Origin of the sequence: Candidatus Levibacter sp. Uisw_134_01 (assembly GCF_047717795.1) — a bacterium.
GTDB lineage: Bacteria > Pseudomonadota > Alphaproteobacteria > Puniceispirillales > Marisalimonadaceae > Marisalimonas.
The window spans coordinates 812,180-826,457 of record NZ_CP159808.1 but is presented as its reverse complement, the minus strand read 5'-3'; the positions used below and the strand labels follow the sequence as shown (position 1 = coordinate 826,457).

Sequence of the window (14,278 nt, the reverse complement as noted above, 5' to 3'; positions counted from 1 at the left end):
ATATTATAACTATAAAGTAAAATTGAACGTTGAGTTTTTATTTCATTTATGAAATGTTTTCGCCATGTTTCTGAACCTTGACTATTATTCAATAATTTTAATGTTGCTAGCACTCTCTTTGGGCGGGTTTGTAAAAGGGGTAGTTAGCTTTGGCCTGCCTTTAGTAGCATTACCCATTTTGTCATTTGTTCTTAATCCGAAACAAGCAATTTTTTTATTATTTTTTTCTGTAATCGCTGTAAATTTTAGAGAATTAAAATTTAAAAATTTCAAAGCTTATAAAAAAATAATTCCTTTATCAATCGGACTTTTCTTAGGAATTATAATTGGTAGCGTGATATTTCATAAAATTGAAAATAATTTCATCAGCCAAATGATAGGGTTTACTATAATACTATGCGCCATAATCAATTATAGTGATTTTAAAATTAATTCGGATTTATTGTTAAATATATTTTTTTCAATAACTTATGGATTTTTTTGTGGAATTCTAGGTGGAATGACAACATTAGTTGGTCCATTGATAGCAATATATTTAGTAAGTTTAAATTTAAAAAAAGATGAGTTCAGTGAGTTAGTTTCTTTAACAATTTTCTCATGCCTAATTCCCATATTTGGAATATTTTTTATATATCAAGAAATTATTTTTAGTGACTTCTTACTAAGTGCCGCCTTTGCTATACCAGCGATTTTTATGCAATTATTAGGATTTAAAATTAGAGAAATGTTACCCCAAGATACTTTTAAAAAAGTGATTTTATTAATGTTAACTATAATTGGAATATTAGTTATTTATAAAAATTGGTAAATCAATAGGGAATTGTGCCTTTTATAGTCACCCTCCTTCCCTTTCTTTCCATAGGATGATAATCCCAAATAGCTTTATGAAGAGTGCATCTATTATCCCAAAATGCCATATCATTTTTATTCCATCTATATCGAATTTGAAAATCAGTTTTCTCACAATGTTGAAACAAGTAGTTTAAAATCAGTTTGCTTTCTTCAATATTAAGTCCTTGAATTCTAGTGGTAAAAAATTTATTAACATATAATGCTTTTTTCTTAGTTACTGGATGTGTTCTTACAATAGGATGAATTGCAGATGGATATTGTTTATTCACCTCATTTTCACCTTCATATCTGCCTTTATAAAAGTGTTCTGATTCATGATAAGAATAAAGCTCGTTTAAAAAAAATTTCATTTTATCACTTAATGCTTCGTATGCCATATACATGTTCGCAAACATTGTATCACCACCATACTCAGGAAGAATATGAAGTTGTAACATTGTTCCCAAGGGAGGTTCGGTGTCACAAGAAACATCTGAATGAAAATCTTCAGCGCCATTAGATATTTTACTATCTTTGTGGGTGTGTATTTCAAAAATTTCTGGATAATTGTTCATCTTAGGTGCTGCTGGGTGAATATGTAATTCACCAAAATATTTGCCAAGTTTAATCTGATTTTGAGGTGAAATCTCAACTTGTTCTTGAAAAAACAAGACTTGAAACTTATGAAAAGCATCTTCAATAAACTTAAATTGAATTTCAGAAATAGATTTTGATAAATCTAAACCTGTTATCACGGCTCCTAAATTTGGAGAATAAGGCTTAACTATCATTTTAATTCCATTTATTTAATAATAATAATTATTACACAAAAAAAACCTCTATTACCAAAAACTTTCAAATTCTCTGGAATGTTGAAACTTACTCGTTGGAGTTGCTTCTCCTTTTGGAATAGGTGCAATTGGGTTTAGTTTATATTCATCAACACCTCTTACTAATTGTCCTTCAAAATGTGGCCATATTGATAAATCTGCTTTAACATTTACTGGAGAAAATCTCATTGTCACTCCACATCTTCGTTTATTAGAATTATTTGCTTCTGATCCATGTAATAAAGCATCATTATGCAATGAAATTTCACCAGCTTTTAAATTTAAAGATATAATATCTTCTTCTTTAATCTGATCATTAGATACTTCTTGGTCTAAAACAAGATTACTAGCTTTATTAGTGTGATGCTTAAACATTCCATCATTATGGCTACCTTTGACAACTTTCATTGCTCCATTTTCTTCGTTAGTATCATATAGCGCTAACCATACTGTTACAGCATTTAAAGGTGAAAGTGGCCAATATTGAGCATCTTGGTGCCATGGGACTACCGAACCATCTTTTGGTTCTTTTAAAAAAAATTGCCCACCCCACAAAAAAAAGTTAGGCCCTAATAAGTCCTCTACATAATTAAGTATTTGAGGAGTAGTGCATAATTTATAAAAAATTAAACTAGCTTTTTGCCACTGAGCAGTTTGATTTAAATCAATACTTTTATTTAATTGTGAACTGAGTGAAACGAAAAAACTATGTAAATTATCAAACGCCTCAGAAGAGAAAACGGGAAGACCTGTTAAATAACCGTCATTTCTATATTGATATCTTTCTTTATCAGATAATCTTCTAGCATTTTTTGAAGGTTTATACATTTTAACTCTTACATATTAATTTTAAAAATTACCATTGAGATACAAATTCTTTTGAATATTGAAATTTCCTTACTGGCGTGCCCTCACCTCTTGGGATTTCAGCTATTGGGTTATTTTTAAAGTCGTCAACGCCTCTGGCAAGCTGAGTTTCAAAATGTGGCCATATTGACAAATCAGCTTTCACATTAACTGGTGCAAATCTCATCGTTATTCCACATCTTCTTCTATCAGAGTTATTTGCCTCTGATCCGTGAAGAAGACCGTCATCATGGAGAGAAATTTCACCTGCCTTTAAATTCAAAGATATAATATCTTCTTCTTTAATTTGATCATGAGATACTTCTTGGTCCAAAACAAGATTACTGGCTTTATTAGTATGATGCTTAAACATTCCTTCTTTATGACTACCTTTAACGACTTTCATTGCAGCATTTTGTTCGTCTGTATCATATAAAGCTAACCAAACTGTTACTGACTTTGCAGGTGAAAGAGGCCAATATTGTGCATCTTGATGCCATGGGACTACTGAACCATCCTTTGGTTCCTTAAGGAAAAATTGTCCTCCCCATTGAAAAAAATTTCGACCTATTAAATCTTCAACATAATCGAGTATGGCTGGAGTTCTACATAAATTATAAAACGTTAAGCTAGCTTTATGCCACATATTTGTTTGGTTAAGGTCAATAGAAGAATTAAGTCTGGAACTAAGTGATATGAATAAATTATTTAAGTCTTCTTGAGCATCGTTTGAAAATACTGGCAACCCAGTAATATATCCATCATTTTCGTATTGAAGTTTTTCTTCATCTGTAAGTCTTCTGACATTTTCAGAAATTTTAAACATATCCATACTCCGCTAAAAGATATTAAAAACAAATACTCCAAATTATAAAATTTCAAATAATCCAGCTGCCCCTTGACCACCACCTATGCACATCGTTACAACTGCATATTTAATTTTTCTTCTTCTTCCTTCTAATAAAGCATGTCCAACTAATCTTGCACCACTCATTCCATAAGGATGTCCAATTGAAATTGAACCCCCATTTACATTTAAATTTTCATTAGGTATTCCAAGCTTATCACGGCAATAAATAACCTGAACAGCAAAAGCTTCATTTAACTCCCACAATCCAATATCATCCATTTTTAGATTATTTTGTTTTAAAAGTTTTGGAATTGCGTAAATAGGACCAATTCCCATTTCATCAGGTTCACATCCAGCAACTGCAACACCGTGACAAACACCTAGGGGGTTAAGGTTTCTTTTTTCTGCTAATTTAATTGACATTAAAACTGAAGCTGATGATCCATCAGATAATTGACTTGCATTACCAGCCGTAATAAAAGAATTTTCTCCCATAACAGGTTTTAAATTATTTAAACCATCAATATTTGTGGAAGGTCTATTACATTCATCTTTTGATATTTCAACATCATGATAATCAATTTGGTCAGTGTCTTTTTTTTTAAGCGCCATCAATGTTCTGACAGGTGTTATTTCTTCGTTAAAATAACCTTTAGCTTGTGCTGCAGCTGTTCTTTGTTGACTTTGCAAAGCATATTCGTCCTGAATATCTCTATTTATACCATACCTCTTAGAAACAGTCTCTGCTGTTTCAATCATGCTCATATAAATATCAGGCTTTTTGTTTAATAAAAATCTATCTTGAGATTTATACTTATTAGAGAATTCATTTTGAACTAAAGAAATTGACTCTACTCCACCACCAACAACAACATCCATTTCTTTGCACGCAATTTGCTTAGCTCCAATTGCAATAGCCATCAACCCTGAAGCACATTGTCTATCAACACTCATTCCAGGTACCTGAGTCGGAAGACCAGAGGCAATTGCAGACAATCTTCCTATATTATAACCTTGCGTTCCTTGTTGAACTGCAGCACCCATAATTACATCTTCTATTTCATCAGGTTCTACTCCTGATTTATTAATAGATGCTTTAATCGCATGGCTTGCTAAAGTTGGAGCGTCAGTATCATTGAAAGATCCTCGGTATGCTTTTCCAATTGCTGTTCTCGCTGTAGATAAAATAACAGCCTGGTCCATAAAAACTCCATAAATTAAGTATCTTAGTTTAGTTTTTATAAATATATCAAAGTTTAAATATAAGTTAAATTATTTTTGCCTGATATATCGTTCCCTCTCATATGATATATTTTTCTATCCAAATACTTGTTCGCATTTAATTTTGAAAACATTTTATTATCTTTGACTAATTGATGATCAAAAATGCTTGTAGTAGGCATAAACCTCATAGTAATAGCTCTTCTTGCTTTAGGAGAATTATTTGCTTCTGAACCATGAACTAAATAAACATCATGCAAAGAAATTTGACCTCTATCTAATACTAAATTCACAGCCTCTGTTTCATCAAACTCTTCATTTGCTAATTCTTGGTTCAATGTTAGATTTTTACTATTATTTTCATTATGAGACTTCAGCTTCTGGTCTATATGCGAACCTTTTATAAATTTTAGACACCCATTTTCAGGAGTGGAATCATCTACAGCAAGCCAAACAGTACATGTAGCAAGTGGTCTTATTGGCCAATATTGCCCATCTTGATGCCAAGGTGTAGCATGACCGTCAATTGGCGGCTTTGCAAAAAAACTTGAATTCCATAGAGCAAAATCAGGACCTATTAATTGAGAAACATAGTCTAGTATTTTTTCGTTCTTACAAAAATCTATAAAGCCTTCATCATATGATAAAACTGCAGGGCAATAATTTTTAAATTCAGGGTGTTTATTTAAAAGATCTGTATGTCTTTTTTCTATCTTTAATAGGACTTCTTCAGGCATTTTAAAATCTGGAATAACATAACCATCATTTTTATATTTTTTGATCTGATCATTTGATAGCATTTACTTTCCTTTTTAAAATTTTAGATTTCTTTTATAATTTTTTGCCAACTTTTTCTCATCCATTTAGTACACTCAACACCCTGTTCAAAAAGAGAATATTTGCAACCCTCGCCATAATCGGTATTAGGAATAAATTCTGTAGATATTTGGCCTAACTTAGACTTAGGATCTTTTGCATGATATTTCATAAGTTTTAAAATACATTCTTTCCAAGGATCTAATAATTTTTCTTCCCATAATGAATGATATTCATCATTATTAGGTTTTTTAAATGGGTATTGAATACCTCTTCCAACTGTGCCATCTGGATGTTTTCCATAAATATTTAATGGATTGTTAGGTATAGCTGATCTGGCATGACAATGTTTTACCCACCCTGAATTAATCCATTCTTCGACGACATTTCCTCTTATAAAAGGGTCTAAAATCAGTTCCCCTGCTAAGATTTTTTCTTTAGTATTGTATATTTTTTGTTCTTTAGGATTGTTTATTTTAAAAATAACATGGCTGTGATCAAGTGTAATATTAAATTCCACACCCTTGTCTTCTACAAGGTTACCAACTTCAACAACCCTTAAAAAATCTTCACTCCACATATTTACATGCACTTCAAAACAAGGCGTCACATCTAATTTTAATCCAATATCATATGCTTCAAGATACGCATCTCTTACTTCTAAATTAGAAACTAAATTTCCATCACTATTTAATGATTGAATTTGAATATTATGGATTTTTGAACCAAGATTTTGTGCAGTTTTTAAATTTTGTTTTAATAAGTTTTTATGTTCACCAATTGTATAAAACCATCCTCCAGCTTTTATTGGGATTTTATATTTTTTGCTTGCTTTTAAAAACAAGTCAATTTCTTCTATCTCTGGTGTTTTATCAACATAGTCAAAGATATTTGCATCTTTTACCATGCTAAATCTTTTATCTATTTGTGGCATTGGGTCTAAGTGAGTGTGTTTAATACCGTTAGTCTGAATTCCAAATTCAAGTTGATTTTTCATAAACTACATACCAGTTTTCTTTTGATTGACGCATAAACTTCTTCACCCTCTAACATAACTCTATGCATCACTCTTAACTGGTTCAAATCATAATCTGAATTTGCTTTGTGCATGGTACAGCGATTATCCCAAATAACTAAATCACCTTCTTGATAAGAATGACTATATTGAAATTTAGATTGAAAAGAAAATTCATATAACTCATCTAATAATTTATCACTTTCAAAATCATCAAACCCGGCTATATGATCTATTCTATTTGGGTTGATATATAAAGATTTCTCTCCCGATATAGGATGAGTTCTTATTAAAGGATGTTCAACTTCTGGGGTCTGTTCTTCTTGTTCTTTTGAAAGCTTGGCTACTTTTGATACGTTGCGTCTACTTTGCCATTTATGAATTGCACTTAAGTTAGATATTTTATTTTTTAAATTTTCAGGTAAATTTTGAAAGACAGAATAACAATTAATGAAGTCCGTTCCTCCTCCATTTTTGGGAAGAGTATCTGGATATATAAATGTTAAAGTAGCTGGTTTTTCTCTGTATGAATCGTCAGTGTGCCAATGACTAGCATACACTCTAGGTTTATTATCTGAAGTTCTATTAGAAACCACTATAACTTCAGGAATATTATCAACTGTTTCATGTTGCATAAAATATTTTTTTGGGTTTCCAAATATTCTTGACACATTAGCTAATTGAGTTGGTTTCAAATCTTGATTTTTTATACAAACCACTAAATATTTTTTAACAGCGTTTAACAATTTGTCTCTAGTTATTTTGTCTGTTTTCTGTCTTAAATCTACGCCTGAAATTTCTGCACCCATTAAATCTGACAATGGTGTGATTTTAAATTCTTTCATGACATCCCCCTTTGCCATTAAGATATTTTTTATGATAATTAATAATTCGAAAAACACAAAATAAAATTAATCTAATTTAACAGGTTAATCTAATTTTCTTGTAAATTTTGAAAAATCATTCAAAATAATAATGTTTGAGAGGTGTTTTATGGACGATAAAATTATAAGTAAATATATTCATTATGCAGAAAAATCATTGTTAATATTTATTGCTTTTGCGACCCTTTTTGCTACCGCACAAGAAATAATGGTTTTGATTGAAAATAAAAGAGTTCTTTTAGCTGATCTACTTTTACTCTTCATCTATACTGAAGTTCTTGGAATGGTCGCGGCGTTTTATAGAAGTAGCAGAATACCAGTAACCTTACCCTTGTTTATTGCAATGACTGCATTAGCAAGAATGATAATTCTTCAAGGCAAAGAACCAAGCGACCTACTTTACGAGGCAGGTGCTATTGTTTTAGTAGCTATAGCATGTCTGATTATAAGAACCAGACCTCCTGAAAAATTTAGAGCAAATATCGATGAATAAAAATAATGAGTATTGTATCATTTCATTATTTATATAATAAAATTTGGGAAAATAAATGCTTATAGATGGTTTGCAATATTGTAATTGGTCAGAAAAAATTTTTAAACAATGGAGAGACTCTAATCTTACTGCGGTTCATGTGACTATTTCATATCACGAACAATTTAGGGAAACTGTATCCAACTTTGAGCAGTGGAATAATTGGTTTGAAAAATACCCTTCCTTAATTATGCCTGCGTTTTACGCAGAAGATGTGGAAATAGCTAATAAGCAGAATAAAACAGCTGTTATATTTGGTTTTCAGAACCCTTCGCCAATAGAAGATGATATTGGATTAGTGGAAATTCTTCACAGACTTGGTGGAAGGTTTATGCAACTTTCCTATAACAATCAATCTTTATTAGCTACAGGTTGTTATGAAGAAAATGATCCTGGTATTACTAGAATGGGTAAAGAAGTTATCAAAGAAATGAACAGAGTGGGAATGGTTGTTGACATGTCACACTCTTCAGAGAAGTCTACTTTTGAAGCTATAGAATTATCTTCAAGACCAATCGTTATAAGTCATGCAAACCCGTCTTTCTGGCATCCTGCAAAAAGAAATAAATCTGACCAAATTCTAAAAAAACTATCTGAAAGTCATGGAATGCTTGGTTTTTCTCTTTATCCGCACCATTTAAATAATAGTAGTCAATGCTCTCTTGAAGATTTTTGTTCAATGATAGCTAGAACTGCAGATTTAATAGGAATTGACCATATTGGTTTTGGCTCAGACCTTTGTCAGGATCAACCTGATAGTATTGTAGAGTGGATGAGAGTAGGAAAATGGACTAGAGAAATAGATTATGGAGAAGGATCTGCTTCTAATCCAGGTTTTCCAGATATGCCTAATTGGTTTAGAGATAATAGAGACTGGCATAATATTATTGAAGGGCTGAAAAAATATGGTTTTTCAAATGATGAAATTAATAAGATAAAAGGTGAAAACTGGTTATCTTTTTTTCGTAAATCGTTTAATTCAAATTAGAAAAATGAAAATTATTTATAAAACTAAAAAAACACGAAAACAATCTTTACTAAGAGAACCATCTAAAGTTATGAAATTAGACCGGCTTGGTAGTTTTCATCAAACAAGATTATCATTTAGCCGACAGTTGATAGATCAACTAAAAACTAATAAATGGATAATTAAAATTTCTAAATGGGATATTGATAAGCATGGTATTGGAAACGCAATAATTTCTAGCGTTAAAGGATCTAATGAATTTTGTTTAGTAGTTTTTTGTCATCCCATAAAAGATCAAGATAGAAGTGACAGAGTGATAGCTGAAAAATGGGATATGACCTTCTCTCTCTTTAATGGTAAACCAACTCAAGCTGAAATCAACTACATGTCTAAGAATTTAAAGGTTCAAGAAGCTGGGCATCATTTACCCAAACAAATGACACTCAGCAGAGCCAACAAATCAGTAAGAGTTTTTAACAGCGTGTTATCATCTTTATCAGAAGGTAAACAACCCGATAAAGCATTAATCAATGATATTGGCTACCTAGTAAGAACGACGGCAGTTTATGGTAATGGTAAATTTGGTATTGGTGACTTTGATGGTATTTCAGAACAAGTTTTTTTAAAAAAACCATTTCAAGCTGAAATGCTAACAGTATATTTGATAAGGTTTTTTTCCATAGAATTAGTAAATTTTCTTGCCAAAATAAAAGGTGGTGTTTCCTCAGTTAGATTATCTGATGAAATTTCAAAACATCTTGGTGTGGGTAATGCTACAGGTTTAGGGATGGCACCTTTTTTAATAAATCACCCTGAATTGTTACATAAATGGATAAATGCTAGGGAAACTGCTATATCTAAGGTATTGGCCATAGAGAATTTAGATATAAAACAACAAAATGAAATCATTATTCTATTAAATAATGCATTAGGTTACTGTGCTCAGTGGAAAGTTGATGATCAAAATCAATCAGTAAGAATAAAAAACCTTTCGTTAGATTTAGAAACAATTATAAACAATCCAAACACCAAAAAATTATTAAGCCAGACATATCCTCTAAAAAATATTTTTGATTTTTTTGTTGATCAAATAAGTTTAGAAACTGAAGAAATACTTCATTCTATTTTTATTGAACCATTTTCAAATATTGTTGAAAACTTAACTGAGGAAATGGCTGCAGTTGAGACAAAATCAGTTCCAATAAAATATAAAATAAAAAAAGTAATTAATATCATCAGACAAAATTATGATTGGGCTTTAAAAGTTGTTGTAAATGATCAAAAGGAAAATCACTTTTTTTGGTATACTTCTCAAGCTAAATTAGAACCTAGATTGGGTGTGCAAGTAAGAGATCATGGAACTGAAAAACAATTACCTTTTGACATAGCCCACCAAGTTCAGAATACTTTGAAATTATTAGAAACTTTACCAGAAAACATGACAATTTCAGAAGTAATGATCAAACATCCTGAAACTAGAAATATTATTCGTAGGATAATTATAAATGACACTTCTGAATATAGTGAAATTCAGGATAATTTGCATTCTGATAAAACTAAACCAATAGACATTCTTAGATGTAAATTAAGTTTTTTTGGAGCTTCAAAATATGATCCAAAATCAGATTTATGGACAAGAATTACGCTATTTCAAGGAGCACCACTTCCACATCAATTGCAGGAAAAAAATGCATGTGATTGGATTTTTCCATATCTATCCGATGCCTAAAAATGTTAGAAGTATCTTCAAATCAAATTTACTCTGAAACTTACAAAGCACTCAGAAGCATAGATATTGATTGGGGCATAGCAAAAGATAGTGCAAACTTGTGCAAATGGTTGGCAACTCACAATCAATTTTTTCTTGGATCTATTTTAAAAACTACTGATTTATATAAATCTGGTAATATTTCAACTTCAGTAAATGATAACACTTATGATAAACCATTATCATCAGCTTTAATGGGAATGGTTTTAGTTGAATATGTTGCTTCTAACAATAGGACCTGGGAAGGTTATTTAAACAGTCCTAAATTTTTAGTAGCTGCAATGGATTTAATATCGCATGAACAAAAATGTCATTTAGAATTAAGTGATAAACATCATAATATTATTGCCATAACCGATAAAGAAAAATTATACGTGAATTTAAATAACCTGAGTAATACAAATAGTTATTGTTATCTTAATGTTACTCAAAAAAATACAAATTATAATATAAATGAATTAATTTTATCTGATGTATCATTTGCCTCTAGAGTTAATAAAAAATGTTGGGAAAAGTTAAAGTCAATGGCTTTTGATACTTATGTACCTGAAAGTGACGCATCCAAATCTGGCGCTGGATATTAATTTATTATTTAATTCTATAATCCTTTATTACATCAATGTCAGGATCTAAACCTAAGCCTATTTGATCTGATATTTCAAAGAAACCATCTTTAGGATTAAATGTTTTTTCTGGATAAAGATAAGCTTCAAAATCTATGAAAAATCTTTCTAATAGACCTGGATTAGGCATTGACTGAGCAAGGTGTAACGTAGCTAAAAAGCCAGGTCCAAAATAAGGAGAATGAGGCATAACCTGAACACCATAATTATCAGCAAGCGAAGATATCTTCTTAAACTCTGTAATTCCTCCAACTTTTGTAACGCTAGGTTGAGCGTAATCCACAGCTTCAGCGTCAAACATCTTTTTAAATTCAAAGGAAGTACAAGCATTTTCTCCAGCCGCAATTGGAATTAAACTTTCTGATCTTAAGTTTGATAAACTTTCAAAATCTTCTGGAGGGTTTATAGGTTCTTCTACCCAGTAAAGGTTATAATCCTCCCAATCATTTAACATTTGTCTAGCTTTATCTTTTGTCCAAGGACAATTAGTATCAACCATTATAGAAATATCATTACCTAACGTGTTTCTGGCGGCTTCTACTTCAGATGTATGTGTTTCATGTAATTTTATATGTTTATATCCAAGATTTTTAGCATGTTTACACCTGTCTTTAACTGCATCAACATCCTCATAACGCCATAAACTTGCATATGCTTCCATTTTTTTACCACCAGAAGAACCTAAAATATTATATAGTGGAAGATTGCTAAATTTGGCTAAAATATCCCATAAAGCAATATCAATGGCGCTTATAGCAAAGATGGTTATGCCATACCTTCCAAAAAGATGAAGAGTTTTTTGGAGTTCAAAATTAATTTGCTGAACATTTAATGGATTTTTACCTATCAGATGCGGTTTAATCATATGGTTAATAGCTTCTGCAACGGGCCGTCTACAATGATATGCAAAAGCATCTCCCCAGCCAATAATTCCTTGGTCAGTTTCTATTTTTACTAGACAAAAATCTAAAGCATCAGCTTTAAGGAAGTTAGATGGAGGTTTTTTGTTTACACCTCTAGAGAAAGGTATTGTTAATTCAAAAACTTGAATATCAGTTATTTTCATACGAACCTATATATTTAATGAGCTTCATTATTGGCTAACCATGTAATTACCTTTGCTGCAGGGTATAGCCACAATAATCCAGCAATTATATAAATCAACCAATCCAAAAGCCAAAAGTATCCAGTTACATATTCAAATATATACATGAACATAGCAACGTAAATAACTAAAGCTGGAATAATTCCAACTACGACCGTAAAATGTCTCCATCTTTTCACAATATTATCCTTAAATAATTTATTTTCTAACTAGGAATTAATCCACCATCAACATTATATGATTGACCAGAGATATTTCTTGCTCCCTCAGATGATAAGAAAACAACCATTGCCGCAATATCCTTAGGATCATTTGGTCTTTTTAATGGAATATCTCTCACATAATGCTTCATGATATCTTCTTCTGATTTATCTTGTTCTAATGCTCTTTTTTTAACAATATTTGATAAAATATTTGTATGAGTAATGCCGGGACAGATTGCATTTACAGTTATATCGTATTTTCCTAATTCTTGAGCTGCAGTCTTAGTTAAGCTTATAACAGCACCTTTACTTGCAGCATAAATTGCATTTGAAACATCAACAAAACCCTTTCCACCAACTGAAGCCATATTTATAATTCTACCACCGGTTTTTTGTTTAATCATTTGATTTGCTGCAGTTTGCAAACAGAAAAACGTTCCTTTTGCATTCACATTATGTATCCAATCCCAGTCTTTTTCATCTAAATCCATAATACTTGAAGTTCTTGTTACACCGGCATTGTTAACCATAACATCTAAAGAACCAAATTGCTCTACTACTTTATTAACCATATCTTTAATATCTTCGACATTAGTTACATCAGTTTTTATTGCTAAACCAGAACCATTATGACTTGATATAATTTCAACTGTTTTTTCTGCTTCTTCAAAATTTATATCAGCACAAATTACATTATAACCTTCTTTACTCATGGCAATAGCAATAGCTTGCCCTATACCATTTCCAGCTCCAGTAATACATACATTTTCAAAAATTTTGTTCATATTTATCTTAAGATATTTTTTTAATAATATTTAGACAGCCTGATTAATCTCTAACATATTTGCATTGATGTCATATAGATAAATCTGATGAAAACCTGGCATCGCATACACCTTTGCATCTGAATATAAAATTTTTTCTTTATCTAATCTGTTTTTTAAAGCTGATAAGTCTTTTACTGTAAAGGCGGGATGTCCTCCAATTGAGGGATTATGCGCAAAATTGTTTCTCCACCCAAAACCATCATCTGGTTTAATGACATGCAATCCTCTATTATTATCTGATAAGGGTAAAATAGCTAACTCTGTTGGATCAATGCTAAAGTCACCTTTGTTAACTGGTGCAACCCACTTACCTTCAGTCATGCCAATTAAATTACAAAAGAAATTCATAGATTTTCTAACATCCAATGACTCTAAATTCATATGATGAATACCCCATTCTAAACCCATTTCCCATCCGTTAATATTATCATTAAAACTATTAGGATTTTCAATAAATTGAACAAGGTTTAGAGAAGGTTCTTGAACCAGTAGACTTTTAAAAGAGTTTTGGTTACCTGAATTATTAAAAATATAATGAATGTTTTCTCTGTCCAAATTACCTTTAATACTATTAATATTATCTACTAAAATAGAAATATAACTTCTTCTACTTTGAATATAATTTGAAACCACAAGGTCTGGTTTGGGTTTAAATAACCTCAGGCCAAAGCCTTGTTTTCCAAAAAAAACATTTTCTTCATTTTCAAATAAAGATTGGTATAAATTTCCTTCATTTTTTGGAGGACCTAAAATCATTTCATAAAATTCCTTTGATTTTTTTAAATCATTAACGGGAATAGAGACATTTAGGATTGTCCATTGCATTGAAAAAGCCCTCTAATTTTAATTTATATGTTATTATAAAGAATATAATTAATAAAAATCAAATGTTAGTTAACATATCAAATATTTACAATTTTTTTTAATCTAATAAGATTATTTATAATTTCTGGAGGTTAA

At 30.8% G+C, this 14,278-nt stretch carries 16 protein-coding genes; 5 read left to right on the top strand and 11 right to left on the bottom strand.

The window, feature by feature from the left end:
- The first annotated feature begins 64 nt into the window (after positions 1-64).
- A complete protein-coding gene (locus ABXT66_RS04400; RefSeq protein WP_443644444.1) occupies positions 65-808 on the top strand; it encodes a sulfite exporter TauE/SafE family protein in 744 nt (247 codons plus the stop codon).
- 1 nt (position 809) lies between these two features.
- Here the strand turns inward: ABXT66_RS04400 and ABXT66_RS04395 are convergent, their stop codons facing one another.
- Genes ABXT66_RS04395 through ABXT66_RS04365 form a run of 7 tightly spaced genes read right to left on the bottom strand, consistent with a single transcriptional unit; the run spans position 810 to position 7,254 of the window.
- Entirely contained in the window at positions 810-1,622 is an 813-nt protein-coding gene (locus tag ABXT66_RS04395) for a TauD/TfdA dioxygenase family protein (RefSeq protein WP_443644443.1), read from the bottom strand.
- Between the two features lie 51 nt (positions 1,623-1,673).
- Positions 1,674-2,489, bottom strand: a complete 816-nt coding sequence (locus ABXT66_RS04390; RefSeq protein WP_443644442.1) for a phytanoyl-CoA dioxygenase family protein — start codon at positions 2,487-2,489, stop codon at positions 1,674-1,676.
- A 28-nt stretch (positions 2,490-2,517) separates the two neighbouring features.
- Entirely contained in the window at positions 2,518-3,333 is an 816-nt protein-coding gene (locus ABXT66_RS04385; protein ID WP_443644441.1) for a phytanoyl-CoA dioxygenase family protein, read from the bottom strand.
- 42 nt (positions 3,334-3,375) lie between these two features.
- A complete protein-coding gene (locus ABXT66_RS04380) occupies positions 3,376-4,560 on the bottom strand; it encodes an acetyl-CoA C-acyltransferase (RefSeq protein ID WP_443644440.1) in 1,185 nt (394 codons plus the stop codon).
- Between the two features lie 53 nt (positions 4,561-4,613).
- Entirely contained in the window at positions 4,614-5,378 is a 765-nt protein-coding gene (locus ABXT66_RS04375) for a phytanoyl-CoA dioxygenase family protein (protein ID WP_443644439.1), read from the bottom strand.
- A gap of 20 nt (positions 5,379-5,398) precedes the next feature.
- On the bottom strand, positions 5,399-6,391 hold the full coding sequence (locus ABXT66_RS04370; RefSeq protein ID WP_443644438.1) for a hypothetical protein: 993 nt from the start codon (positions 6,389-6,391) through the stop codon (positions 5,399-5,401).
- Positions 6,388-7,254 carry a TauD/TfdA dioxygenase family protein gene (locus tag ABXT66_RS04365; RefSeq protein WP_443644437.1) on the bottom strand — a complete coding sequence of 289 codons (867 nt, stop codon included), beginning with the start codon at positions 7,252-7,254 and terminating at the stop codon, positions 6,388-6,390. The genes ABXT66_RS04370 and ABXT66_RS04365 overlap by 4 nt, the downstream gene beginning before the upstream one ends.
- Positions 7,255-7,402: 148 nt before the next feature.
- Here ABXT66_RS04365 and ABXT66_RS04360 point away from each other — a divergent pair, with 148 nt between their 5' ends.
- From ABXT66_RS04360 to ABXT66_RS04345, 4 genes are read left to right on the top strand one after another with little or no spacing between them, the layout of a single operon-like run.
- Positions 7,403-7,786, top strand: coding sequence for a phosphate-starvation-inducible PsiE family protein (locus tag ABXT66_RS04360; protein WP_443644436.1), 384 nt, complete (start codon positions 7,403-7,405; stop codon positions 7,784-7,786).
- A 55-nt stretch (positions 7,787-7,841) separates the two neighbouring features.
- Positions 7,842-8,813, top strand: a complete 972-nt coding sequence (locus ABXT66_RS04355; RefSeq protein WP_443644435.1) for a membrane dipeptidase — start codon at positions 7,842-7,844, stop codon at positions 8,811-8,813.
- Between the two features lie 4 nt (positions 8,814-8,817).
- Complete coding sequence (locus tag ABXT66_RS04350) at positions 8,818-10,521, top strand: hypothetical protein (protein WP_443644434.1); 1,704 nt, start codon at positions 8,818-8,820, stop codon at positions 10,519-10,521.
- Positions 10,522-10,523: 2 nt separating this feature from the next.
- The gene (locus ABXT66_RS04345) at positions 10,524-11,144 is read left to right on the top strand and encodes a hypothetical protein (protein ID WP_443644433.1); all 621 of its coding nucleotides are present in this window, start codon (positions 10,524-10,526) and stop codon (positions 11,142-11,144) included.
- Positions 11,145-11,148: 4 nt separating this feature from the next.
- On the opposite strand, the gene ABXT66_RS04340 is transcribed toward ABXT66_RS04345, so the two are convergent.
- The 4 genes from ABXT66_RS04340 to ABXT66_RS04325 are packed head-to-tail and all read right to left on the bottom strand — an operon-like array spanning position 11,149 to position 14,143.
- The gene (locus ABXT66_RS04340) at positions 11,149-12,249 is read right to left on the bottom strand and encodes a mandelate racemase/muconate lactonizing enzyme family protein (protein ID WP_443644432.1); all 1,101 of its coding nucleotides are present in this window, start codon (positions 12,247-12,249) and stop codon (positions 11,149-11,151) included.
- A 14-nt stretch (positions 12,250-12,263) separates the two neighbouring features.
- Positions 12,264-12,467 (bottom strand): DUF2842 domain-containing protein, encoded by a 204-nt coding sequence (locus ABXT66_RS04335; protein WP_443644431.1) that lies wholly within the window; start codon positions 12,465-12,467, stop codon positions 12,264-12,266.
- Between the two features lie 26 nt (positions 12,468-12,493).
- Complete coding sequence (locus ABXT66_RS04330; RefSeq protein WP_443644430.1) at positions 12,494-13,276, bottom strand: SDR family NAD(P)-dependent oxidoreductase; 783 nt, start codon at positions 13,274-13,276, stop codon at positions 12,494-12,496.
- A 30-nt stretch (positions 13,277-13,306) separates the two neighbouring features.
- On the bottom strand, positions 13,307-14,143 hold the full coding sequence (locus ABXT66_RS04325) for a hypothetical protein (RefSeq protein WP_443644429.1): 837 nt from the start codon (positions 14,141-14,143) through the stop codon (positions 13,307-13,309).
- Positions 14,144-14,278 lie beyond the last annotated feature (135 nt).